This window comes from Segetibacter sp. 3557_3 (assembly GCF_004354985.1).
Classification (GTDB): domain Bacteria; phylum Bacteroidota; class Bacteroidia; order Chitinophagales; family Chitinophagaceae; genus Segetibacter.
Map to the genome: position 1 here is coordinate 137,638 of NZ_SMSK01000016.1, position 22,514 is coordinate 160,151.

The 22,514-nt window shown below is 46.3% G+C and carries 23 protein-coding genes; 10 read left to right on the forward strand and 13 right to left on the reverse strand.

Annotation, left to right across the window (positions count from 1 at the left end):
• The 3 genes from EXU57_RS19915 (at position 1) to EXU57_RS19925 (ending at position 2,342) form a co-directional block, all read left to right on the forward strand.
• Positions 1-441, forward strand: a complete 441-nt coding sequence (locus EXU57_RS19915; protein WP_133270010.1) for a molybdenum cofactor biosynthesis protein MoaE — start codon at positions 1-3, stop codon at positions 439-441.
• A 516-nt stretch (positions 442-957) separates the two neighbouring features.
• A complete protein-coding gene (locus EXU57_RS19920) occupies positions 958-1,719 on the forward strand; it encodes a C40 family peptidase (protein ID WP_133270011.1) in 762 nt (253 codons plus the stop codon).
• A 173-nt stretch (positions 1,720-1,892) separates the two neighbouring features.
• A complete protein-coding gene (locus EXU57_RS19925) occupies positions 1,893-2,342 on the forward strand; it encodes a hypothetical protein (RefSeq protein WP_133270012.1) in 450 nt (149 codons plus the stop codon).
• A 238-nt stretch (positions 2,343-2,580) separates the two neighbouring features.
• Here the strand turns inward: EXU57_RS19925 and EXU57_RS19930 are convergent, their stop codons facing one another.
• The 3 genes from EXU57_RS19930 to EXU57_RS19940 form a co-directional block, all read right to left on the reverse strand.
• Positions 2,581-3,135, reverse strand: a complete 555-nt coding sequence (locus tag EXU57_RS19930; protein WP_133270013.1) for an inorganic diphosphatase — start codon at positions 3,133-3,135, stop codon at positions 2,581-2,583.
• A 159-nt stretch (positions 3,136-3,294) separates the two neighbouring features.
• On the reverse strand, positions 3,295-3,699 hold the full coding sequence (locus tag EXU57_RS19935; protein ID WP_133270014.1) for a hypothetical protein: 405 nt from the start codon (positions 3,697-3,699) through the stop codon (positions 3,295-3,297).
• A 133-nt stretch (positions 3,700-3,832) separates the two neighbouring features.
• A complete protein-coding gene (locus tag EXU57_RS19940; protein ID WP_133270015.1) occupies positions 3,833-4,819 on the reverse strand; it encodes a PhoH family protein in 987 nt (328 codons plus the stop codon).
• Positions 4,820-5,074: 255 nt separating this feature from the next.
• Here EXU57_RS19940 and EXU57_RS19945 point away from each other — a divergent pair, with 255 nt between their 5' ends.
• Positions 5,075-5,902 (forward strand): oxidoreductase, encoded by an 828-nt coding sequence (locus EXU57_RS19945; RefSeq protein ID WP_133270016.1) that lies wholly within the window; start codon positions 5,075-5,077, stop codon positions 5,900-5,902.
• A gap of 168 nt (positions 5,903-6,070) precedes the next feature.
• On the opposite strand, the gene rpe is transcribed toward EXU57_RS19945, so the two are convergent.
• Positions 6,071-6,721, reverse strand: coding sequence for a ribulose-phosphate 3-epimerase (gene rpe / locus EXU57_RS19950; protein WP_133270017.1), 651 nt, complete (start codon positions 6,719-6,721; stop codon positions 6,071-6,073).
• 204 nt (positions 6,722-6,925) lie between these two features.
• Positions 6,926-7,726, reverse strand: coding sequence for a tetratricopeptide repeat protein (locus EXU57_RS19955; RefSeq protein WP_133270018.1), 801 nt, complete (start codon positions 7,724-7,726; stop codon positions 6,926-6,928).
• A gap of 85 nt (positions 7,727-7,811) precedes the next feature.
• Between EXU57_RS19955 and EXU57_RS19960 the strand changes: the two genes are divergently transcribed.
• A complete protein-coding gene (locus EXU57_RS19960) occupies positions 7,812-8,903 on the forward strand; it encodes a TolB family protein (protein ID WP_133270019.1) in 1,092 nt (363 codons plus the stop codon).
• 83 nt (positions 8,904-8,986) lie between these two features.
• The gene (locus EXU57_RS19965) at positions 8,987-9,460 is read left to right on the forward strand and encodes a hypothetical protein (protein ID WP_133270020.1); all 474 of its coding nucleotides are present in this window, start codon (positions 8,987-8,989) and stop codon (positions 9,458-9,460) included.
• Between the two features lie 154 nt (positions 9,461-9,614).
• Here the strand turns inward: EXU57_RS19965 and EXU57_RS19970 are convergent, their stop codons facing one another.
• Positions 9,615-10,430, reverse strand: coding sequence for an ion transporter (locus tag EXU57_RS19970; protein WP_133270021.1), 816 nt, complete (start codon positions 10,428-10,430; stop codon positions 9,615-9,617).
• 212 nt (positions 10,431-10,642) lie between these two features.
• On the opposite strand from EXU57_RS19970, the gene EXU57_RS19975 reads away from it, so the two are divergent.
• Positions 10,643-12,493: a glycoside hydrolase family 2 protein gene (locus EXU57_RS19975; protein WP_133270022.1), complete on the forward strand. Its 1,851-nt coding sequence runs from the start codon at positions 10,643-10,645 to the stop codon at positions 12,491-12,493.
• A 96-nt stretch (positions 12,494-12,589) separates the two neighbouring features.
• Here EXU57_RS19975 and EXU57_RS19980 read toward each other — a convergent pair whose 3' ends face one another.
• Positions 12,590-13,147, reverse strand: a complete 558-nt coding sequence (locus tag EXU57_RS19980) for a sugar O-acetyltransferase (protein ID WP_133270023.1) — start codon at positions 13,145-13,147, stop codon at positions 12,590-12,592.
• A gap of 388 nt (positions 13,148-13,535) precedes the next feature.
• On the opposite strand from EXU57_RS19980, the gene EXU57_RS19985 reads away from it, so the two are divergent.
• Positions 13,536-13,775, forward strand: coding sequence for a hypothetical protein (locus tag EXU57_RS19985; RefSeq protein ID WP_133270024.1), 240 nt, complete (start codon positions 13,536-13,538; stop codon positions 13,773-13,775).
• Between the two features lie 154 nt (positions 13,776-13,929).
• Here EXU57_RS19985 and EXU57_RS19990 read toward each other — a convergent pair whose 3' ends face one another.
• From EXU57_RS19990 to EXU57_RS20000, 3 genes are all read right to left on the reverse strand, one after another.
• Positions 13,930-14,313, reverse strand: a complete 384-nt coding sequence (locus EXU57_RS19990) for a DUF3037 domain-containing protein (RefSeq protein ID WP_133270025.1) — start codon at positions 14,311-14,313, stop codon at positions 13,930-13,932.
• The gene (locus tag EXU57_RS19995) at positions 14,291-15,088 is read right to left on the reverse strand and encodes a HipA family kinase (RefSeq protein WP_133270026.1); all 798 of its coding nucleotides are present in this window, start codon (positions 15,086-15,088) and stop codon (positions 14,291-14,293) included. The genes EXU57_RS19990 and EXU57_RS19995 overlap by 23 nt, the downstream gene beginning before the upstream one ends.
• 199 nt (positions 15,089-15,287) lie before the next feature.
• Positions 15,288-15,881, reverse strand: a complete 594-nt coding sequence (locus EXU57_RS20000; protein WP_133270027.1) for a DUF4142 domain-containing protein — start codon at positions 15,879-15,881, stop codon at positions 15,288-15,290.
• 259 nt (positions 15,882-16,140) lie between these two features.
• On the opposite strand from EXU57_RS20000, the gene EXU57_RS20005 reads away from it, so the two are divergent.
• Entirely contained in the window at positions 16,141-16,794 is a 654-nt protein-coding gene (locus EXU57_RS20005) for an HAD family hydrolase (protein ID WP_133270028.1), read from the forward strand.
• A 102-nt stretch (positions 16,795-16,896) separates the two neighbouring features.
• Positions 16,897-17,553, forward strand: a complete 657-nt coding sequence (locus tag EXU57_RS20010; RefSeq protein WP_133270029.1) for a GDSL-type esterase/lipase family protein — start codon at positions 16,897-16,899, stop codon at positions 17,551-17,553.
• 232 nt (positions 17,554-17,785) lie between these two features.
• Here the strand turns inward: EXU57_RS20010 and EXU57_RS20015 are convergent, their stop codons facing one another.
• The 3 genes from EXU57_RS20015 to EXU57_RS20020 all read right to left on the reverse strand — a co-directional run bounded on the left by EXU57_RS20015 (position 17,786) and on the right by EXU57_RS20020 (position 22,512).
• Entirely contained in the window at positions 17,786-20,617 is a 2,832-nt protein-coding gene (locus tag EXU57_RS20015) for an FAD-binding and (Fe-S)-binding domain-containing protein (RefSeq protein WP_133270030.1), read from the reverse strand.
• 307 nt (positions 20,618-20,924) lie between these two features.
• Positions 20,925-21,089 (reverse strand): hypothetical protein, encoded by a 165-nt coding sequence (locus EXU57_RS25220; protein WP_165958213.1) that lies wholly within the window; start codon positions 21,087-21,089, stop codon positions 20,925-20,927.
• Between the two features lie 4 nt (positions 21,090-21,093).
• Positions 21,094-22,512, reverse strand: coding sequence for a SusD/RagB family nutrient-binding outer membrane lipoprotein (locus EXU57_RS20020; RefSeq protein ID WP_133270031.1), 1,419 nt, complete (start codon positions 22,510-22,512; stop codon positions 21,094-21,096).
• Positions 22,513-22,514: the final 2 nt, after the last annotated feature.

Here is a 22,514-nt window from a genome sequence, read left to right on the forward strand (position 1 = left end):
ATGGAGAAAAAGCCTAAAAACATCTTTATATCTGGCCCTGTGCCTGCTGCCTTTGTGGGTGACAGTATTCAAAAGCACAGTACAAAGACAGACATAGGCGCGCACAGCATCTTTCTTGGGCAGGTGCGCGACGATGTTATTGAAGACAAGAAGGTGATGGCGATAGACTATACAACCTATGAGGAAATGGCGTCTGAGACCATGAACGAGATCAGGGAAGCCATTTTTCAAAAGTACCAGCTAACCTGCATGCATGTCTATCATAGTCTTGGGAGGGTAAAGGTTGGTGAAATAAGCCTATTTGTTTTTACGTCATCAAAGCACCGGAAGGCTGCTATACAGGCTTGTGAGGAGACTGTTGAACGTATTAAAGGAGAGCTGCCGGTTTGGGGAAAGGAAGTTTTTGAAGATGAGACATACCATTGGAAGGAAAACAGCTAAGGACGCATACACGGATCACCGGGTAGCAGTCTGGAGAAAAATCAGCAGTAAACAGATAGACTCCAGATCGCATAAGACTGACATGGTGATGTTTTCCCGGGATCTCTGATAAGAAGGAATAAACTTCCTAAGAAATTGTAATTAAGTGACAAAATGTATTGGTTATCAACTGATTGCTTAAATATTATTCTGAAGCATCATCCTGTTTAAAGGATAACTGATGAATACAGAATCCTTTATGGCACTGGCATAAGCGTGGGGGTTCGTGTTTTGGATTTTAAAGCTGGGGGAATAGCGGACTGCGGTACAAGGGAGTGACACCCCCGTCCGAACCGGTTCATCCGGGCGGGCGGCCGAACGGAGTTCATCCGGGCGGGCAACGATGTTTCATAGTATTCCAGCGGTCGGCGACCAAAAGCCTTTTAGAAAAATCTGTTAGGATCGGTCTCATCTTCCTGCAGTATACATTTTCAGGACGCAGTCAAAAAGAACATATCTAAATCAATCGCCATCACTATGTCGCACTCCGCTTGTATTGTTCCTGTTGCGCCCTTGCGTGTTGAGCCCGCACACAGAAGTGAGCAGGTTAGTCAACTACTATTCGGGGAAGTTGCCGAGACGCTTGAAGCAAACGGAGACTTTATACGGGTCCGCGCAACATATGATGGTTATGAAGGCTGGTGCCAGGCCAGCCAGTTAACAACGCTTGAAGCGGGTCCGGAGATGGCGGAGGTGGATGAACTTGTTGGGGAATGGGTGGCTCCAGTTGAACTTGACGGAACCGTGATGCACGTTCCGTTTGGCAGTTCTCTGGGCTTGTTCAAGGATGGGGTCGGAACAATAGGGCAGCAAACGTTTCACTACAGGGGCAATGCATGGCAGGTAGCTGGCAACAAAACTGCCCAATTGGAGGAGATAGCACTGCGTTTTTTGAATTGTCCATATCAGTGGGGCGGCCGGTCGGTATTCGGTATTGATTGTAGCGGGTATACCCAAACGGTATTCCGTTACTTGGGCACCCGGTTGTTACGCGATGCCTACCAGCAGGCGGGCCAGGGAGAAGCTATTGGCTTTTTACAGGAAGCCAAAAAAGGTGACCTTGCTTTTTTTGACAATGAGCAGGGTAGGATTACCCATGTAGGCATCCTGCTTGATGAGCAGAACATTTTACATGCTTCCGGAAAAGTAAGGCTGGATGGGATCGATAACATGGGCATAATCAACCGGGAAACCGGAAAACGAACCCATCAGCTCAGGGTCATTAAACGTTTACTTTAGATTAATGGCGTGAAGGGTTGGTAATCAATTAATCAGCATTTACTTGAGTATAGATGGGGTTTCCTGCAACCCAACTATTTTCTTTACGCCCAGATGCAAATATTAGCAGAACGTTCGGCTGGATCGTGCAACGGTTATTAAAGCAACATTGTCAACCCGCAAAATTCATTACCATGAAACGTTATGCTCTTTTGCTGATGATCGCGATTGCAGTAGCCGGTTGTGAGAAAGACGTTGAGACCGGCGACTATTTTGCATTTGGAACGGCAGCCAACTTTTGTCTGGATGACTGTGCACGGTTCTACAAGATTGCCGATAATAAGTTGTACCCGGATAACATAAAAAGGTATCCTGGCAAGCTAAACTTTAGTGAGACTGCATTACCCGGGGATAAATATGAATTGGCCAGATCATTAGAGGCTAATTTCCCCGAATACCTGGACCGACACGCGGATACAACATTCGGCTGCCCGGATTGCTATGACCAGGGTGGTATACACATTGAACGAAGAAGAAACGCCAAAACAGAAGTTTGGCATTTTGACCCCGATGTAAATCAGCAACCGGCAGAGGTAAGGCCGTATTTACAGGAGATGGCCTCAATATTGTCGAAACTCAGGTAAACGAGCCTGGCTTGTTCGAACGCTTCAGTCTGATTACCAGTTTGCCCTTTGCTGATTTCTCTTCGGGTTACCAATGCAATAACAACATCGAGGCACCCGGCCGGATATATATATAGAAAATATCATTCACTACTGGCGACAATGGTTGATAATCAATTCGCCAGGCTGGATTGATTGGCATATTAAACAATTCCCGGTAGCTCCGTCTTGCGGGTAACCGGGAATTGTATATACGGTATTAGTCCTTAAAATTTTCTTTATAGAAGTCGATGGCCTGTTGAACAATCCTGAGTGCTGTTGATTTGTCCTGGAACTCTTCGACGATCACTGCTTTATTCTCAAGCCTTTTATATTCTTCGAAAAAGTGCCTTAATTCTTCAAAGAAGTGTTTTGGCAGTTCTTCAATATTATTGATGTAGTTGATGGAGGGATCATGTGCCGCAACTGCAATGATCTTGTCGTCGGCATCACCACCGTCGATCATTTGCATAACTCCAATCACTTTTGCCGTAACCAGGCACATGGGTACAATTTCAAGACTGGATAATACGAGGATGTCTAAGGGATCTTTGTCATCACCGTAGGTTTGTGGAATGAACCCGTAATTGGATGGGTAATAAAACGAGGAGTGAATAACCCGGTCGAGTTTCAGCAGTCCGCTGGGCTTATCAATCTCGTATTTTGCCCTTGAACCTTTTGGGATCTCGATAACTGCATTAACGATCCTGGGAGCCAATGACCCATGGTCTACACCATGCCATGGGTGTAATACATTGGTGAGTTTTGTTTGCATCTGGTTTTTTTAATTTAAAAAGCAAAGCCTTAAGGCTGCTGTTGTGCCCGGAAGCACCGTAATGATTATGCAATACTACGCTATTATTAGAATGCTGTTAGAACTACAGCTGGCTGTTGCCGGAATTGAGGTGTTTGGTTGCCCGGTCCGGGCATAGGATCAAAGGTTACCGGAAAAGGTATACTTAAAGTCGACCAGCCACGAGTCGTTTTGACGAACAACTTTTACCTTTTGCGCCACGTTTCGGTAAGAATTACTGTAGTTGATGATGGTTACACTATCAGTGACGTCTGCAACTTCATTTATCTTGATCGATGCGTTTTTAAAACCGGTTTTGTCTTGCTCAGTCAGTTTGTTGTAATCCTTACTCACCTTTTCGAGCCAGTACATATTATCGGAGTCCTGGATCATATACCTCCGGGCAGTTGTAAACTGTCCTTTCAGCGAATGTTCGATAAATGAACGGCCGGCGTCGAGCGCATTTTCCGGTTTTTGGTAGTCGTTATTGTTTTGGTTACAGGCATATAATCCCAGCAGGATCAGCGCCATTAATAACTGCTTCATCGCTTGTTTTATTGTAAGGGCGAAGGTAGCAATAAACAACCTGTCGCGGTGATTACCAATTTGGTGGATTGCGATCAGGGATAAAAAAAGAAGGCCGTCAAACGACGACCTTCATATATCATAGATGAGCCTTTTAATGCGTGTGCCTTTGTTCGTGTGGCTGTTCCTTCTCCTTTTCTCTTTCATAGGCTTTGATAATGGCTTTTACCAGTCTATGCCGCACAACGTCTTCTTCATCCAGTTCAATCTGCGCAATCCCATCGATATTCTGCAGTATCCTGCGTGCTTTATCAAGTCCGCTTCTCTGGTTTTTAGGAAGGTCAACCTGGGTTGGATCGCCCGTGATAATCGCCTTGGCATTTGCACCAATCCTGGTCAGGAACATTTTCAGCTGCAGGTCATTGGTATTTTGCGCTTCATCCAGGATGATAAAAGCATTATCCAGGGTTCGGCCCCGCATGTACGCAAGTGGGGCAATTTCTATCGTGCGGGTACTCATATAATAGCCCAGCTTATCCGCAGGGATCATATCGTCCAGGGCATCGTACAACGGCCGGAGGTATGGGTCAATTTTCTCTTTCAGGTCACCCGGTAAAAAACCAAGGTTTTCGCCAGCTTCAACTGCAGGACGGGTGAGGATAATTTTTTTGACCACCTTGTTTTTTAATGCCCTAACGGCAAGGGCTACGGCCGTATAGGTCTTACCTGTTCCTGCAGGTCCGATTGCAAAAACGATATCATTACGATCCGCTGCCTGCACCATTTTCTTCTGGTTAGCCGTACGTGCACGAACGGTTTTACCGTTGGGCCCAAATACGAGGATATCGTTAGGGTTGCGATCAACAAAATGATCTACCGTTTCGGCGTCGTCGCCACCAAGGATCTGCTCGAAATAATTTTCACTGAGGTGCCCATTTCTTTCCAGGTACTGAATGATGAGCTTGATTTTTTCTTTTGCCGTGTCAATCTGTTCGGGTGCACCGCTCAGCTTTATTTGAGTACCACGACTTAAAATTTTTAGAAGAGGGAACTTTTTCTTGAGTAGGTCGAGTTTACCGTTGTTAACTCCGAAAAATTCAATTGGGTTTACTGATTCCAGATTTATTATAGTTTCTGTCAAGTAGGTATTTTTTTGTTTTCGTTATAAGAAAGAGCAGCGTGTGGAAGCTATGTTCGCTATGCTTTTGGCTTATCCAAATTTAATGCAATGGTGGCGAATTAAATCATTATTTGTTATACACAGGTTGTGAATTTGTTGTGAAATTCTGTCGCATTTCGGCCTTCCGGCTACTTTCTGTTTCAAGCCCCTTTTTATTTGGAAAACGCTTTCTGTACAGCCATCTTTGTCGAACATTTTAATGCACATCTAATACGTATGAACAAGATCATCTTCATTACCGGGGTATCCTCAGGTTTTGGTCGCGAATTGGCAAAGGAAGCGGCTATCGCCGGAAACACGGTGATTGGCACTGTAAGGCAACAGGCCCAAACGGCCGAAGTGGATGCAATTTCTCCGGGTAACACATTCGGTTATGTACTTGACGTAAATGATCATGACAGCGTAAAAGAAGTCATCTCTGCCGTGGTTAACCGTTTCGGTCGCCTGGATGTTGTGGTTAATAATGCGGGATATGGCCTTATGGGTGCCGTTGAAGAAACCTCGATGGAGGAGGCCAGGGCACAAATGGAAACCAACTTTTTTGGCGCGCTGGCGGTTACCCAGGCAGTACTACCCGTTATGCGCGAAGCAGGACAGGGGCATATTGTTCAATTTTCATCGATAGCAGGCCTCACTGGTTCACCCGGGCTTGCATTATACAATGCGAGCAAACATGCACTTGAAGGAATGAGTGAAGCCTTATACCTTGAAGTGAAACCGCTTGGCATTAAAGTAACCATTGTAGAACCCGGACCTTTCCGAACAAATTGGGCCGGCGGATCAATGCACTTTACACGACAAAAAATTGATGCTTACAACGAAACCTCGGGTAAGGTCATCCATATGGTAAACAGTATCAGTGGTGCTCAACCAGGCGATCCGGTAAAAGGGGCACAGGCAGTATTGAAGGTTATTGAAAGCGCTGATCCGCCGCTTCGGTTGTTGTTGGGTAAGTCGGCAATAGAGCGGGCTAAGGGCAAGCTGGAGTGGGTACAAAAAGATCTTGATAATTGGGAGTCTGTGGGCCTGGCAACTGATTTTTAACTCTTCAACGTTGATTTCGAAAGCAGCGGCAATTTCCCGGTCGTTTTCCTGCATAACTAATGACTGCCCCAATTGCCGGGGCAGGCATTTTACTTTTCCTGCCCCGTCTGGCTGAAGATCTGCATCAGGGGTTCAGTTTAGAGACGGCTCCGGGAGTGGTACAAAAAATTACTTGATCGCTTTCAGCTTTGCAATGGTTTCAATGGGATCCTTTGCTTTAAATACCGTATTCCCTGCGATCAGCACATGAGCGCCTGCGTTTACAATTTCGTAAGCGTTATCTAGTGTAACCCCACCATCAATCTCAATTTTTACCGGCAATCCTTTTTCATCGATCATTTTCCTCAACAGTCTGATTTTTTCCAGGGTGTGGAGTATAAATTGCTGGCCACCAAAGCCCGGATTCACACTCATCAGGCAAACAACATCAATGTCGTGCAGGATGTCGGCAAGCAAGCCTACCCCGGTATGGGGATTTAAGGCCACCCCGGCTGTCATTCCCAGGCTTTTAATTTGTTGAATATTGCGATGTAGGTGGGTACAGGCTTCCAGGTGAACGGTTATGTTATTCGCACCGGCAATACAAAATGCCTCCGTGTACTTCTCCGGTTCGAGTATCATCAGGTGTACATCGCAAAATTTGGTGGTTGTTTTTGTGATCTGTTCGATCACCGGGAGCCCGAAACTGATGTTTGGTACAAACCTGCCGTCCATTACATCAAGGTGAAACCAGTCGGCCTGGCTTGCGTTGAGCATGTTGCATTCATCTTGCAAGTGCAGGAAGTTGGCGGCAAGTAGAGACGGAGCGATCAATGGCATCAGGCTAATGTTTTAATAAGGGATGATTTGGTAATGCAGGTGCAAAAGTAATCCCTTAACTCATGCGGTTGTTGTTTTACCAACTGGTTGCCGTGTACCCGGTAACAGCAGAAAAGAGATGCTATCGTTGGTAAATTTATACATTCGGCTACCATGCGGGCAATAAGCATGCGGCATGCCAGCTATCGAGTAAAAGGCCGGCACTTATTCCAGCTTAGTCAATGCTGCCCTCGCCTGGGAAAGGTTCTTATCCAAACCAAGCGCACGCTGGTAGTTTAGAATGGCTTCCTGCTTGTTACCCATGGCCTCGTATGTTTTCGCTTGCCAGTAATAGGCATCGGCATAAGTATTGTTTACCGTTATGGCGCGTTGGAACACCTGTAAGGCCGAAGGGTAGTCCTTTGAATCGTAACGAATAAACCCTTTTTCCATGTAGGCTTCCATGTAAGTATAATCGTTGTTGATGCACTGGTCGAATAGGCTATCGGCCCTTGCAGCATCTCCCTTGCGGGCGTAATAAACCCCGGCTATGAAGGACGAGTGCGCATCGCTTTCGCGGCCCAGGCCCATCTTAGCAACATTGGTGCAGATTGCCAGCGCGCGGGGATCTGCACGTTCTGCATAAAGATTGGCAAGGCTAAGCTGAGACTCTACCGAGGGGTAAATACTGATCGCTTTACGGTAGCTTTCTATGGCTTGTTGGGTGTCTTCATTACTCTCCTGCAACTGGCCCCTTGCGAACCAGAGTCCGTTATTCAAACTGTCCCGAATGATCATGCTGTCAGTATGTGCAATGGCCTCCTTGTACATGCCCAGGCTGTCCATTGCATTTACCAGCCGCATCCTGGCACCCGCGCTGTCGGGGTATTGTTTAACTTGTTCCTGTAGTGCAACAACAAGAGCTCTTTGCTCCTCCGTAGACCGGTCCGCTGCATTGTTGTTCCGTTGATCAGTGCAAGCCGACAACATAGTCAACAGAACTGCGGCAAACCAAAAAGTTTTCATGCGGCAAAAATATATGGTAAGGTTTGGTTTATGACGAATATCTGACCCCTGCAACTTATTTCAACAATACTTTTACCCAAAACCAATGCAGTTACCCATTTTTATTTTGTTTGCCTGCGTGCTCGCATTTAGTAACCGTATTTGTTCCCAACAAGCCTCCATCAACGTTTCAGATACCTTGCTCTACCCTGGCGAAAAACATTTCACCAACGTGCAACAACTTACGTTTGGCGGCGACAATGCAGAAGCGTACTGGAGCGCCAACGGTAAGTACCTTGTTTTTCAGCGAACCAATGCAGCTGAGGAAATTCATTGCGACCAGATCTTCGTTGGTAAGGTTCCGCAGAAAACAGGCGACAAATTTGAATACCGGATGTTGAGTTCGGGAAAGGGTAGAACAACCTGCGCTTATTTCCTTCCTGATGGTAAGCACCTCATCTATGCTTCTACACATCTTGGTTCGGACAGCTGTCCGCCGCAACCTGACCGTGCTAAATATGGAAACAGGTATTTGTGGCCACTGTACAATACATACGACATATTTCTTGCAACAATCGACGGCAAAATCGTAAAACAATTGACAACTGCAAAGGGGTATGACGCTGAAGCAACCCTTTCTCCGGATGGTAAACAGATGATTTATTGCAGCGATAAAGAAGGTGATCTCGATCTATATGTCATGGATTTGCAAACCGGCAAAGAAAAAAGGTTTACTAACACGCCGGGGTACGACGGAGGTGCCTGGTTTAGTCCGGATGGTAAAAAAGTGGTGTGGCGTGCGAGCCGTCCTGCACCCGGGCAGGAGCTTGCTGAATATAAACAACTGCTTTCCGAGGGACTTGTTGCGCCAACAAACCTCGAAGTGTTCATCGCAGATGCCGATGGAAGCAATACCTCTCAGGTAACGCACCTGGGTAAAGCTAATTGGGCACCGAATTTTACGGCAGATAGCAAAGGAATTATCTTTTGCAGCAATTCGGAATATCCCAGAGGGTTTCCTTTCAACATGTACCTTACTGATTTTACCGGCTCCAGGTTAGAAAAGGTTAGTCGCGACGGAGGTTTCGATGCTTTCCCCATGTTCAGTCCCGACGGAAAGAAAATTGTTTTCTCGAGTAATCGCAATAACGGGGGAACCCGGGACACGAACTTATTCATCGCCGACTGGGTAAAATAAGTCCGAAGCTATCATCCTTGCTTAGGCAACTCGGCGGCCGGAGAAATTATTCATTATTTTTGGCCCTTATCAAAAGCTATCATATGTATCAGGGTCTCGTGCACTTACACAATCTGGGTCGTTGGGTTGTTATTGTTTTATTGTTTCTTGCAATCATCAATGCCATTCGTGGACTTTCCGGCACACGGCCCTATGGCAAAGGTGACAGCAGGGTTGCGCTATTTCTAATGATAGCTGCGCACATTATGTTGTTGGTGGGTTTATACCAGTGGATCGCCGGACCATGGGGACTCCAAAACATACAAAACCTGGGAATGGGCGGGGTAATGAAAGATAGTGTATACCGGTTTTGGGCAATTGAGCATATTACCGGGATGCTGATTGCAATCATCCTCATCACCATTGGTAAAGGTGTTGGGCGTAAGCAAGTGAACGATGCTACCAAGCACAGGCGTTCTTTTTGGTTATTTCTGGTTGCAATGATTATTATCCTGGTTACTGTTCCATGGCCATTTCGCGAGGTTGCAAGACCATTGTTTCCTGGCGGTTCAGTGTAGTTAAGCTCAGGAAGCTTTGTCCCCGGCGTCTGGCAGGGCATCAATAACCCGCTTAATCGGTTGCCATGGCATGATGACCGCCAATGTTCGGTGAGTTGTATAAACAGCGCGATGCTGCGGAGTTTGCATTAAAGAAGGAACAGTGCAACGACCGTTACAATTTAGAACCGCAGAACTTGCAAAAACGTGCTTCTTTCTCATGACCTTCTCTTCCGCAGGAAGGGCACGACTGGCTTGAGTGCTCCCGTTTTTTTACGGCCAGTGCCATCTCGGTGGTTAGAATTCCGGTCGGCACGGCAATGATGCCATAACCCATCAACATGATGATACTGGCAACAAATTTACCAAACGGTGTTGTGGGCGAGATATCACCATAGCCAACGGTGGTGATGGTTACGATAGCCCAGTAAATACTGTCGGGTATGCTGGTAAATCCATTTTCACCTTTTTCTACCAGGTACATCACGGATCCAAGGATAATAACAAGTGCCAGAACGATTAGCATGAAGATGCTGATCTTTCTGGCACTTCCCCTTACTGCATGACCAAGAAACTGCATCTCAGTGAGGTAGTGGTTAAGTTTGAAGATGCGAAAAATGCGGAGCAACCGGAGCGCACGTAAAACAAGTAAGGATTGCGCACCCACAAACAGGATGCTGAGATAGGACGGAATAATTGCCAGCAGGTCAATTACGCCAAGAAAACTTACCACATACTTCGATGGCCGTGCAATACTAACCAGCCTGAGTACATACTCTATGGTAAACAACATCGTGAAGACCCATTCGGTGATCCATAATGTATTTCCATATTCTGCGTGAATAGAAGGGATGCTGTCTAACATAACAACAACAATACTGGCCACAATCAACACCAATAAACTCACGTCAAATGCTTTCCCGTAAACGGTGTCAGCCTCGTAAATGATTGAATGTAATTTGTCCTGCCACGCTTTTCTCCCTTCTGCCATACGCCTGTATTTGAATATTTAATAAAGTTAACAGCAGGCGAACTATAAGCCAATTTAACTTAACAGCTAAAACCGTGAACACATTTTGAAAGTTTTTGTAAAAGTAAAGGACTTGCCCTGAGTTGGAATCGTTATTGCAGCCCATGAATGTCAAATAGTTCTGCATTTTTTCACCCAGGCTAACGATCAACCTACAAAACTTGAACATCCATATGAGTGAACAACAAGTTAATTACAGCACGTCGGAATCTAAAGAAGAAAACGGGAGTGAGATTTTTGTAAATCCACTTCCCCGCGCGGTTTTACGATCAGCAGCCCCAATACTACTTGATGGCGAATGGAATTTTTCGCTGGATATTGATGACAAGGGGATACAGGAATGTTGGCACCTTTCCCACGAATATCAACATACGGCGAATTGGCCCGGGTCTATAGAGGATCACATAACTGAAGCAAAGGGGCAGTCAGCCGGAAACGCATGGAGCGATAAGGTGGTTGCGTGGTATGAACGCACCTTTCCCTTACCACAATTGGTGAATGGCAACGGGTCGCCCCATGGAATGGTTCAGCTAACCTTTGGCGCATGTGGTTACGAAACCATGGTATGGCTAAACGGGGTATTGCTAAAAACGATTGAAGGGGAGGAGGTGCACGTTGGTGAATATACTTCGTTTTCATACGAACTTCCTGAGGCAAACTTAAAGCCGGTTAACCGGGTAACCGTGCGGATTGCTGATACGATGGATGCCGATATTCCCCGTGGAAAGCAGGAGTCGCACGTTTACAAACGTGGCGGCATCTGGTACCGAACTTACACGGGTGCCGTTCGCAGCATCTGGCTCGAACAGGTTGACCGCAACAGGCTACGTTCCAGGGTGGGTGTGGTTTCCATTGTTGAAGATAACCTCGTTCGCCTTACTGTAACCACCCGTATACACGATCCCGGTCATTATGTAATACGATTGCGGATTTACGACGGCAAACAGGGATCAGCAAAACAGCTGGCTACTTCAGACTTCCCTTTAAATCTTGAAGCAGGCCAAAAACAGCAGCGGCTGGTTATAGAAGTGCCTGATGCAAAGTTGTGGTCGCCCGCCCATCCAAATATGTATAAGCTGGTAGCTGAACTCATCGATGAAAATGGTTATAGTTCTGAGATTGTCACACAGTTTGGGCTAAGAAAGATTGAGGCGCGCGGCTGTTGTGTATACCTGAACAACAAAAAGGTTTACCTCGATGGTATTTTGTATCAGCCGGGTAACGCTACTTACGACGAGGTAAGGCTTCATATGCATGCCATGAAGGAGCTCGGTTGCAACCTTGTTCGTATCCATATTGCCGGAGTAGATCCACGTATATATAACCTGGCCGACTCCATGGGTATGTTGCTTTGGGTGGAAGTGCCCAGCCCCCACAGGTCCAACCATAAAAGCAGGCAAAACCACCGGGCAGAACTTCTGCGGATGCTGTCGCTTATCGAAACCCATCCTTCAGTAGTAATCTGGAGCCTGTACAATGAAGACTGGGGTGCGCAGGACATCGCAACGAACAAGGAGACCCGCGATTACATTGTTGAGATGTACCATTTCATGCAGATTGCTCATCCACAGTTTCTTGTTGTAGATAACGATGGATGGCAACATATTTCTCACGAGGGCAGGCTTAAGTCAGACCTCTTAACTGCCCACCTCTACACCCCTGACTTAACGCGGTGGAAGGAGATGCTTGATCAACTTGTTGCGGGCAAAATGGTGGGTGTAGCGGCGTTTCCGCTGGTAGTGGGTGACCCGTTTTTCTACCGCAGGCAAGTGCCGCTCGTAGTAAGCGAGTGGGGAGGTTTTGGGTTTGTAGAGTACGGAGGTCCAAAAGATTCAGAAGAGCGGACAAAGCAAATTAAATTGTTTAAGGAGGAGCTACGTAGCAGGCCAATTGCTGGCGATGTTTATACCCAGGCAACAAATATCGAAGACGAAAGAAACGGTTTGATCGACTCAACCACGGGTGAACTAAAGGTGCCGGCTGGCTTGTTGAAAAGCAGGGATAGACCTGACCCTGTTAGTTAACTAGACCCGTACGGTTGGTGTTTAACCAAACACCAATAGGCCCCACATAAACCTGGTCTTTTTCAGGTAAAATGTAAAACATCAATCTCTTAACCATCAGGTCAACGACCTGATGGTTTTACATGGGTTACCTGCTGCCACCACATCCGCAGGAACATCTTTCGTGACTACGCTGCCCGCCCCAATAATCGACCGGTCACCAATACTTACTCCTGGGCAGATAACCGCGCCTCCACCTATCCATACGTTTGAGCCTATCGTTATTGGTTTTGCAAATTCAACTCCGCTTGCTCTTTCCTGCCAGTTCATGGGGTGCATCGCCGTGTAAACCTGAACACCGGGCCCAAACAGCACGTCGTTCCCGATAGTAATCTGCATTACATCCAGCAGCACGCAATTAAAATTAAAGAACACCCGGTCGCCCACTTTTATGTTATAACCGTAATCACAATAGAAAGGTGGTTCAATCCAAAGATTGTCGCCCTGGTTCCAAATAAGTGAACGAAGTATTGTTCCTCTTGAACTCATTTCTTCGGGCGAACTATCATTTAATTTTTTTATTAACAGCCTGCAGTTTAAGCGTTCGGTAATTAGTTGGGGGTCGCCGGCATTGTACAACTCACCAGCTAACATCTTTTCTTTTTCGGCGCTCATTTCTCGTCTGATTTAAAGGCATAATCGTTCTTTTATTATGCCCGTTGATTTTTTATACAATCTGGGTTGTTCACCTTCTTCATTGAGAATGAACTTCTACAGTTCTGGAACTCAACTTATGCACAGCCCCAGCTTTATGTAAAGGCTATTATATTCAGTATTGTAAAGCATAATCCCCAATTGGAATTCTTAAGTATGTACTGTACAACAAGTTGCGAGGTTCGTGTAAAGTACTTTGAACAAACCATGCAATTAGTCCACAGCTTTAAAGGAATGACTTTGTTATATTGATCCTCATCCATTGCCATGTAGAAATTGTAAACAGGCAAATACACATGGCAGGAATATTGAATACGCATTAGTCAATTATTCATTAAAAACAAAAGTTATGGCGACTAATTTGAATCCCGAACACAAAGAAGGACCAGTTGCTACGGCAATTGAAGAGCAAACTGCAAAGATCCCGTCTGACGTATTTCTGTGGGCCGCATTAGGTTCAATGGCTGTTTCACTTGGTTTGCAGATTGCAGGCCACAGGCACAGAAGCTTATTCATTGGTCAATGGCCCGCGCCATTCCTCTTGCTTGGCTTGTATAACAAATTAGTGAAGCTGGAAGGTCACGACTAGCATCATTACTTAATGTATGAAACCCCTGAGCAATCGGGGGTTTTTTTGTGCCCTGGCTTTACCCATTGATGGAGCATCGTTGTGTCACTCCCTTGTACTTGTAGATATCCTATTGAGCTGATTAAAACCGGCTTCAAAGAAGTTTCCCGTATTATTACAACACCAGTTGCGTGTATAAGCGCGCCAATGTTGCTGCCGCATCCTTACACATGCCCGGGTGCACAGGAGAAGTTTGAATGATCGTACTTCTTGCTGCCGTGAGCCATCTAAACCTTGAAGCCTGCGAGAATTTACCAATCGGTCCGCTGCCTGCTCCACCGGCACATATTTGCTCAAAGGCATTTAAACGTTGCAATACTTCATTGTAATTAGTATCGGAACAAAAGCATTGTAATCTTGAGGGATCCAGGTGAAAACGCGTTTGTAAAAAACGCTCTGAGGCGCAGAATAATATTATTCCAACGTTGAGAAACTCTTCTCTTTCTACCCGTGGCATAAACCGGATCACGGCGTATTCAAACAAGTGTCTCTCTTGCATAATTTGCTGCTTTGATAATTTCTCCCGAAAGCGCAAGCCGGCGTTCAAGAAATTCAATGTAAACCTCTCTTTTCTCTGCCGGGCTTTCGCTGTTTTCATCCAATAGCCAGCTATCCGGTACTACAGAAACAATTGATCGGATCCGGTCACTCGTCAATATTGCTTTACAAGCGATATCTACTGACTCCAGTTCACTTGCAAAAGGCAATAGCACATGATCCTTTACCTGGGTAAATGCACGGCCCGCCTGCTCTTGCACATTATGCCAGGAATGATGAAAATACAGCGATGCACCATGATCGATTAACCAAAGTTCCTGGTTCCAGGTAAGCATATTGGTATTCCGGGCGGTTCGGTCAACATTGGTGATCAGGCAGTCGAGCCAAACAATTTTGGAAGCAAGTTCAGCAGGTACTTTGTTCACCACCGGGTCGAAGGTGATTGAACCCGACAGGTAATGCAGGGCAAGGTTAAGCCCAACACTCGCCTTAAGCAAATCCTGTATCTCTTTATCCGGTTCCGTTCTCCCAAATGCCTCATCAATAACAGCAAATACAATTTCAGGAATTTTCAGCCCTATCGCACGTGCAAGCTCACCGGATATCAGTTCTGCAATCAGGGTTTTTACCCCTTGCCCTGCACCACGGAACTTGAGTACATACAAGAAGTCGTCGTCGGCCTCCACGATTGCCGGCAACGATCCACCCTCGCGTAAAGGGGTAACATAACGGGTAACATTCACCGTTCGTAGATCCGGTTTACCAATTGCTGTCATATTGCAGGCTTATCCGTGCCGTTTAGCTGGAATACTGTTCCAGCGGCATGGGTCGAAAGTACTTGTTTTTTAAACCCGATCGCTTCAAGTTCATTGTTTCCAGCTTATACATTCCATTAGCAGGCTTTATGGCCTTGCTTCAAAACAAAAAGGTTGCCCCAATTAAGCAGCAACCTTTTTTTAACCAGTATAAAAAAACTTACATCTTCCCCTGCATCGCCTTAGCCATATCGAGGTGTTTTTGCACCACCGGCTTTGTACTCGTTACAATGTTTTTAAGATCCTCGTCCGTAACTGTTGTTTCGGCGCTGTTTAGCTTTTCAAGCAAATCCTGGTGTTCAGCCACCATTTTGTCCGTCCACGCTTTGTCCCATTCTTTACCTTTTGCTTCTGTAAGGGTAACTGCACCTGTGGTATCAACTGTTGGTGCGGTAAGACCTTTTTGCTGAACCAGGGCAGTTACTTTTTTACCTAAAGCCTGGTGTTCAGCAAGCATCATTTTGGCGTGGCTCTTTAATTGTGCATTTGTACCATTATTCATACCCGCTTTCAACCAGGCCATTTCAGTGTCGTTTTTAGTAACCATGGTATTGATAACGTCCTGGTTTGGGTTTCCACCGGTGTTCATACCGCTCATTGCACCAGTTCCGGTGTCTGCAGCACCTGCACCGGTATCGTTGGTTTTAACAGTGCTGCTATCGGCATTGCCAGACGTGTCTGAGCCGCTGTTACACGATGTGGCGATTATACCCGAAGCGAATACTACAGCGAGCGCTTTAATGGACATTTTCATAACGAATGATTTTAGTAGCTAATAGCCTAAAAAAAACCGTTCCACCGCGGCGGCTGAACTGCACCTGTAATTGATATTGAAACGATTGCTACAAGGACGCATAAGGATTTACGGTTTACCCTAAATTGAGCTCCTAATAGGGCTTCAGCTGCAATTGCTGGTATGTTGGTAGCAACACATGGTGTGATGTTTGCAAAAAGGGTTGCAAACAATATTCAGGAGCGCCGGTAAATGAGCGCGCCCTGGTTAACCAAAGTATATGAACATAGCCGTACTTTTCGATATGGATGGGGTTATTGTAGACAGTAATCCTTATCACAAAAAAGCTTTTGAACAGTTTTTTGAAGAACACGAGGTTTCGCTAAGTGATGAGGAGTTGAAAACCCATGTCTATGGTCGTACAAATAAGGAGATCATGCCTTATGTATTTAAAGATGATTATACACCCGAGAAAGGGGAAGTGTGGGCCGACGAGAAGGAGGCGCTATTCCGGGATCTATACAAGTCCGATATTGAACCGGTAAAAGACCTTGTTCCCTTTCTACAGCAGTTGAGAGCAGCTAACATTAAAACAGCCGTGGGAACCTCCGCGCCAAGGGCGAATTTGGATTTTGTGCTGGATGCACTTGCCATTCGTGAATACTTCGATGCGCTGCTGGATTCAACCGATGTTATTTCAGGAAAACCTGATCCGGAAATCTACCTGAATTCCGCCCAAAAGCTGGGTATTGATCCTTCTGCGTGTATCGTAATCGAAGATTCACTGGCGGGTGTGCAGGCCGGGTTAAGTGCGGGTATGAAAGTTATTGGTATTACCACCACACACACACCTGAAGAACTAGCCAATACCCACCTGGTTATCGATGATTATGAAGGGCTAACCGTAGACAGACTTCTGGCGCTGGTTGGGTAAGCTGTCGGGCGCAGGCAGCATTAGCGTGCTGGTGTAAAATGATTTATATGGTGGCTATTGAATTCAGGATATTTCACCTTTCTATCCGAAATTGCCAACCATATGAAACTATTGCCACTACTCTTATTGCTCTTGCTACAGGGCGTGCTTCATGCACAAACAGCACCTCCCTTCTGGAAAGAAATAGTTGAATTTAAAAAGCAAGACTCGAGTAGGGTCATCAGCTCGAGGCCCATTGTGCTGGTTGGAAGTTCCTCGTTTCAAAAGTGGAAGGACGTAAATGAATACCTCCCGGGTTATCCTATTCTAAACCGTGGCTTTGGGGGTTCTACACTGGTAGATGTTATTCGCTATGCTTACGACGTTATTCTTCTGTACAAACCCAAACAGGTGATGGTTTATTGCGGCGAAAACGATCTGGCATCCGGTGACAGCATTCCGGTAGATGAGGTTGTTCTCCGTTTTAAAACCCTGTTCGGAATCATCCGCCAAAACCTGCCTGTTACAAAAATTGACTTCGTAGCCATGAAGCTTAGTCCAAGCCGCCAGCAGATCTTTTCTAAAGTGAAAGAGGCGAACCGGCAGATCCGCGCTTTCTTGAAAAAGCAGAAAAACACCGGCTTTGTTGATGTGGAAACGGCAATGCTTGATGCCAACGGCAATACGCGTGAAGAACTTTTCCTGCAGGATCGGCTGCATATGAAACCTGCCGGTTATGCCATCTGGCAAAAGGCCATGCTTCCACACTTATTGAAATGAGGTGACAACACCCGCAGGGGCGAGGATAGCTGCAGGTGACAACACCTGCTTGGACGGGGATTACTGTGGGTGACAACACCTGCAGGCGCGGCAAGGTGACAACACCTGCATTGGCGGACGAGGCGGCGGGATTACCGCGGGTGACAACATCCGCAGGTGCGGCAATGGTGACAACACCTGCAAGGGCGTTAGGTGACAACACCTGTACGGTTGGTCCGGCATACTTCGCTGCTTAAAGTGATTCGTCCACGAGGTACAATATCGACTCATAGTTCTCTTTTACCGCATCCGACATGGCGATCTCGCAGGTTTTGGTAGAGGAGTAGTAGCCGTCGAACTTCCTGGCACTCACTTCAAGCGCTTCGGGCCTGGTGGCTGAAGCTGTTAACTCGGGAAATAGAAAGCCGCGGTCGCCAGCCATACCGCAACAGCCAGCGTATTTCGGCACCGTTACTTCATTTGCAAAATGATTCGCAACCTTCAAGAACTGTTTTCCTGTTTTCATTTTCTCGAGTGAACAAACCGGGTGCAGTACAATACTGTCCTTCTTAAAACGCGCATCTACAAAAGGAATCACCATATCATACAAAAACTCCACACTGTCCAGTATGGTTAACCGGTCAAAGCGTTGCTGATTTTCAGGATCCAGGGCACCCCGAAGGTTATGTAAGGTGTATGCACAGGAGCTCACATCTATCACGACCGGTATGCTCCCTTCTTCACTCGAGGTCCACATACGCTCAACAACCTGGTTCGCTGTAAAACGATATGCATCCTTAAACCCCTTCGACGAAAATATCTGCCCGCAGCAACTCCCGCTAACGTTTTCAAGCAGGCTGACGTTGATTGAAGCCTTCTCGCAAACACTCAGGAAAGTTTGAATCAGGTTTTTAGTTTTACCTGCATATGTTCCCATCATTCTTGAGATACATGCAGGAAAATATACAATCCTGCTTTCTGCGGATCCTGTCGCTACCGCGTGTTTAGCTTTGTAATCAAACTTTGGCGGAAGCCCGATCTGGTCCGACCACAACGGCATCGCAGGGGTCAGCTTTTGTAAGCCTTTGGTCAGGCGGAACATGGTTTGCCTTCCAAATACCCTGTTCATCCCGTTCCCTGCACTGATTGCAAACCGCGCGGCCCACTCAACCGTCTTAAAGTTTCGCGCGACGGCTACGGCCAATTTGTTTGCACCCGCGGAATGATTTTCTCTTCTTAATCTTTTAACAAGGTCACCGGTATTGATGTCAACCGGGCATGCTGTTGCACATAGGCCATCAACAGCACAGGTATCCAGGCCATCGTATTGGTATTGGTCGAGCAGTAGTTTATAATTAGCCCGGTCGCCGCTCTCCTCAAGGTTTTTTAGTGCTCGTCTGATTACAATCCTTCTCCTCGGTGTGGTGGTGATATCGCGGCTGGGGCATTTGTGCTCGCAATAACCACATTCAATACACCTGTCAACTTCTTCTTCAACAGATGGCAGGTCCTTAAGGTTGCGGATGTGTACCGATGGATCGTTGTTGATGATTACGCCCGGGTTCAGCAGCATATGCGGGTCAACAGCAAGCTTAATCTTTCTCATGATCTCGTACGCTTCGGCTCCCCATTCTGTTTCAACAAAGGGCGCCATGTTGCGGCCGGTTCCATGTTCTGCTTTCAGCGTGCCATCATACTTCGAAACCACCAGGGTTACCACTTCGCGCATAAACTGGTCATACCTGTTAATCTCGGCTTCGGTACTAAACGACTGTGTTACCACAAAGTGGATATTGCCATCTTTGGCGTGACCAAAAATGATTGCGTTGTGATAGTTGTATTTCGTAAAGAGTTGTTGCAGGTCAACAATTGCATCGCCAAGCATTTCAACCGGGAACGCGATGTCCTCCAGGATTACCGTTGTGCCGCTCGCCCGAACAGCACCCACAGCTGGGAACAGGCCTTTACGCACCTTCCAGAAAAACTCCTGTTCAGCCGGATCATTGGTAAAAACGGGTGCATTAAAAAGTTCAAGTTCCGGCGTGGATGCCAGGAACCGGTTTACTCTTTCATCAAGTTCTTCACGGCTGTTTTCCTGGAATTCGATCAGTAACGCCGAAGCCCCATCCGGTAATGTTTTAACAATTGCCGGCATCCCGGGCATATGCTCTACCGCGCGGAGCGAAGCCCTGTCCATCAACTCAACCATCAGCGCACCCGCCTTTGTGAGCGGAACAATTGCCTTGCACGCAGCATAGATTGTAGGAAAATATAAAAGCCCGGTAGACTTAAATGCATAATCGGGCACTGTGTTCAATACAGCTTCAGCAATAAATGCCAGGGTTCCTTCTCCACCAATAAGCAGGTGGGCAAGTATATCTAATGGATGTTCGTAATCGATAAATGCGTTTAACCCATACCCGACCGTATTTTTGGTCTGGTATTTTTTCCTGATCTTATCATAGAGCTTTGGATCATTTCTAACCTGTTGACTAATTTCACCCAGGCAGGAGGACAAGGCCGTACAGTCCTTTTCGAAACGTTCGTAGTCAGATGGGTTTTCTGTGTTGAACGTACGACCATCCGGCAGTATAAACCTGATGTATTTGGTGGTATGGTATGCATTTAAGATGACTCCACAGCACATCCCGCTTGAATTGTTCGACAATATTCCACCCATCATTGCAGCGCTGATACTCGAAGGGTCGGGACCAATCTTCCTGCGGTGTTTTTTTAAATAAGCATTTACCATCGCACCGGTAATCCCCGGTTGAACCCGAACCATGTTTCCCCCGTCTTCAACCGTTATCCTGTTCCAAAACTGGCTCAGATCTACCAGGATGCCATCGGTAATCGCCTGTCCCGAAAGGCTCGTACCACCGGTTCTAAAAACAAGTGGAATATGGTATTGCTGCGAAAAACGAAACAATGCAGCGATCTCGCTTTCATTAACGGGTTGCACAACTGCTTTGGGTACGAGGTAGTAAAAGCCAGCATCGGAAGCAAATGAAATAACGTCGATATACCGCGACCTTATTCGGTTAACGGGTAAGATGGTGCTTAGTTCGGATTCGATGTTAATCATTGTTTTACTCACAAACTCAACTTTATAGCAAAATGCCGCGGTACAAAAAAAACGATGTAGATGACTTGCAAAATAAGAAGAATAGCGAAGTCCCCGTTGTATTTTAACATGCGCACATGCCCTACCCGGTATGCCGCGGGTGACCAGGACAGTACTAAGTAGTCGCCTTTCCAGGTTGTAAAAATGCGCCAGGTAAAAAGGCAGCTATAAAAGTATATAAACTTATTCTAATTGAAATAGCATTCAATAATAATTTATCTATGATCCGCCTGGAGAGCTGCTATAGAGTTTTAGATGCAGAACCCAGTTATGGCGCAACAGAGATCACATTGCTAATGTTTGACTGATAACATTTCCACCGGGCTCGTAAATCCTTCGCTTTTCTCCGTTGGTAATCGGTGACGGCAACAGTAATCCCAAGAAAAAGCCGGGTAACAGCTATTCCTGTACCCGGCTCAAAATCAATCTTCATGAATTTACTTATCCCACCATACCCTAGCATTCAGGTCGTCCGTACCACCATAGGGAAAGGCAGCCACAGCCGCATTGTAGTTGGCCGTATTGTTTGCCCGTTCCTGAACGGGATATCCCTCCCTGCGTGGAATTTTATTTCCGTTTGCTCCCGGTGCGGCAACAAGTTCAGGGTAGCCGGTTCTTCTCCATTCTGCCCAGGCTTCGTATCCGTTTAAGAACAGGTGTACCCAACGCTGGTTGGCGATTTGTTTTATCGCGTTTGCAGGATCATATTGCACTTCCGGTTTGGCTCTGAAGAGGGGCAATCCACTGATGTCATTGTTGTTCCATTGGCGAACCGATTGCTCTATGGCAAGGTCGTAGTTTGTTTTCGCAACCGCATCCCCACCCGCGATCCAGCCAAGCTTTGCAGCCTCAGCTCTTGCAAAAAGGGATTGGGCATAGGTAACCAGGTAAACGGGAGAATTTTGCATACGCAATCCCGAACCCAGCAATGAAAAGTTGTTGATCACCACAGTGGTTGAACCAGGCAAACCATAGTCCAACCCAACATAATTGCCGGCAGTATTTTTATTTGCAAATACGGGCAGGCGCGGGTCGTCTAAAGGGCGCATGTAGTCAACAATGGGCTTGCTTACGGCAAACCAGTTACGGCCCAAACGGGTGAATGAATTGTACCAGTAATTTTCATTTGCCGGATCAGCAAGGTGAGGGTACGCGAAGTTGTCGGTATTGGCGGTCATCACACCGTTTGTCACGGATTTATTGAATTCAGCGGCACCTTTCACCGGGTCAACTTTCGAAAGCCGCAAAGCCATCAAGAGGTGGATGGTATTTGCCAGTTTTTTCCACCTGGTCATGTCACCATTATATATGATATCGTTTTTGATGTTTCCTGTTACGATAGCAGCATTTGCTTCATCCAACAGGGTAAAAAGACTATTGTAGATATCCTGTTGTTTATCGTATTTAGGGGTGAAATTATTTTTACCCTTCAGCGCTTCGCTGTAGGGTATGTCGCCCCAACGATCTGTCATATGCCAGTAGAAAAAGGCTTTCAAAATTTTTGCTACGGCAACCTGGTTAACTACCGGTCCTTCATTTGCGTCGAGTGTTGACGTAAGTACCGTCTCCAGGTTCATCAACGGCCCCGTGTAAAGCCCGTAAAAATTAAAGTTTACCGTTGTATACCTCGAATTATCCGGGAAAGACGTATTGGATAGGTATTGCGGATAGTGTACCCCAAATGGAGAGGAACTGATATCAGGTAAAAACATTTCGCTGTTTGCAATCAGCTGTGTACCGGAGGCTTTCGTCGGCCGGTTAGGGTCAACATTCATGCTGCCGTCGTACTTTTTACAACCTGTCGCCAGCGTTACCCCCGTTATAAGAATTGCTAAAGATTTATATATGTTGATCATGG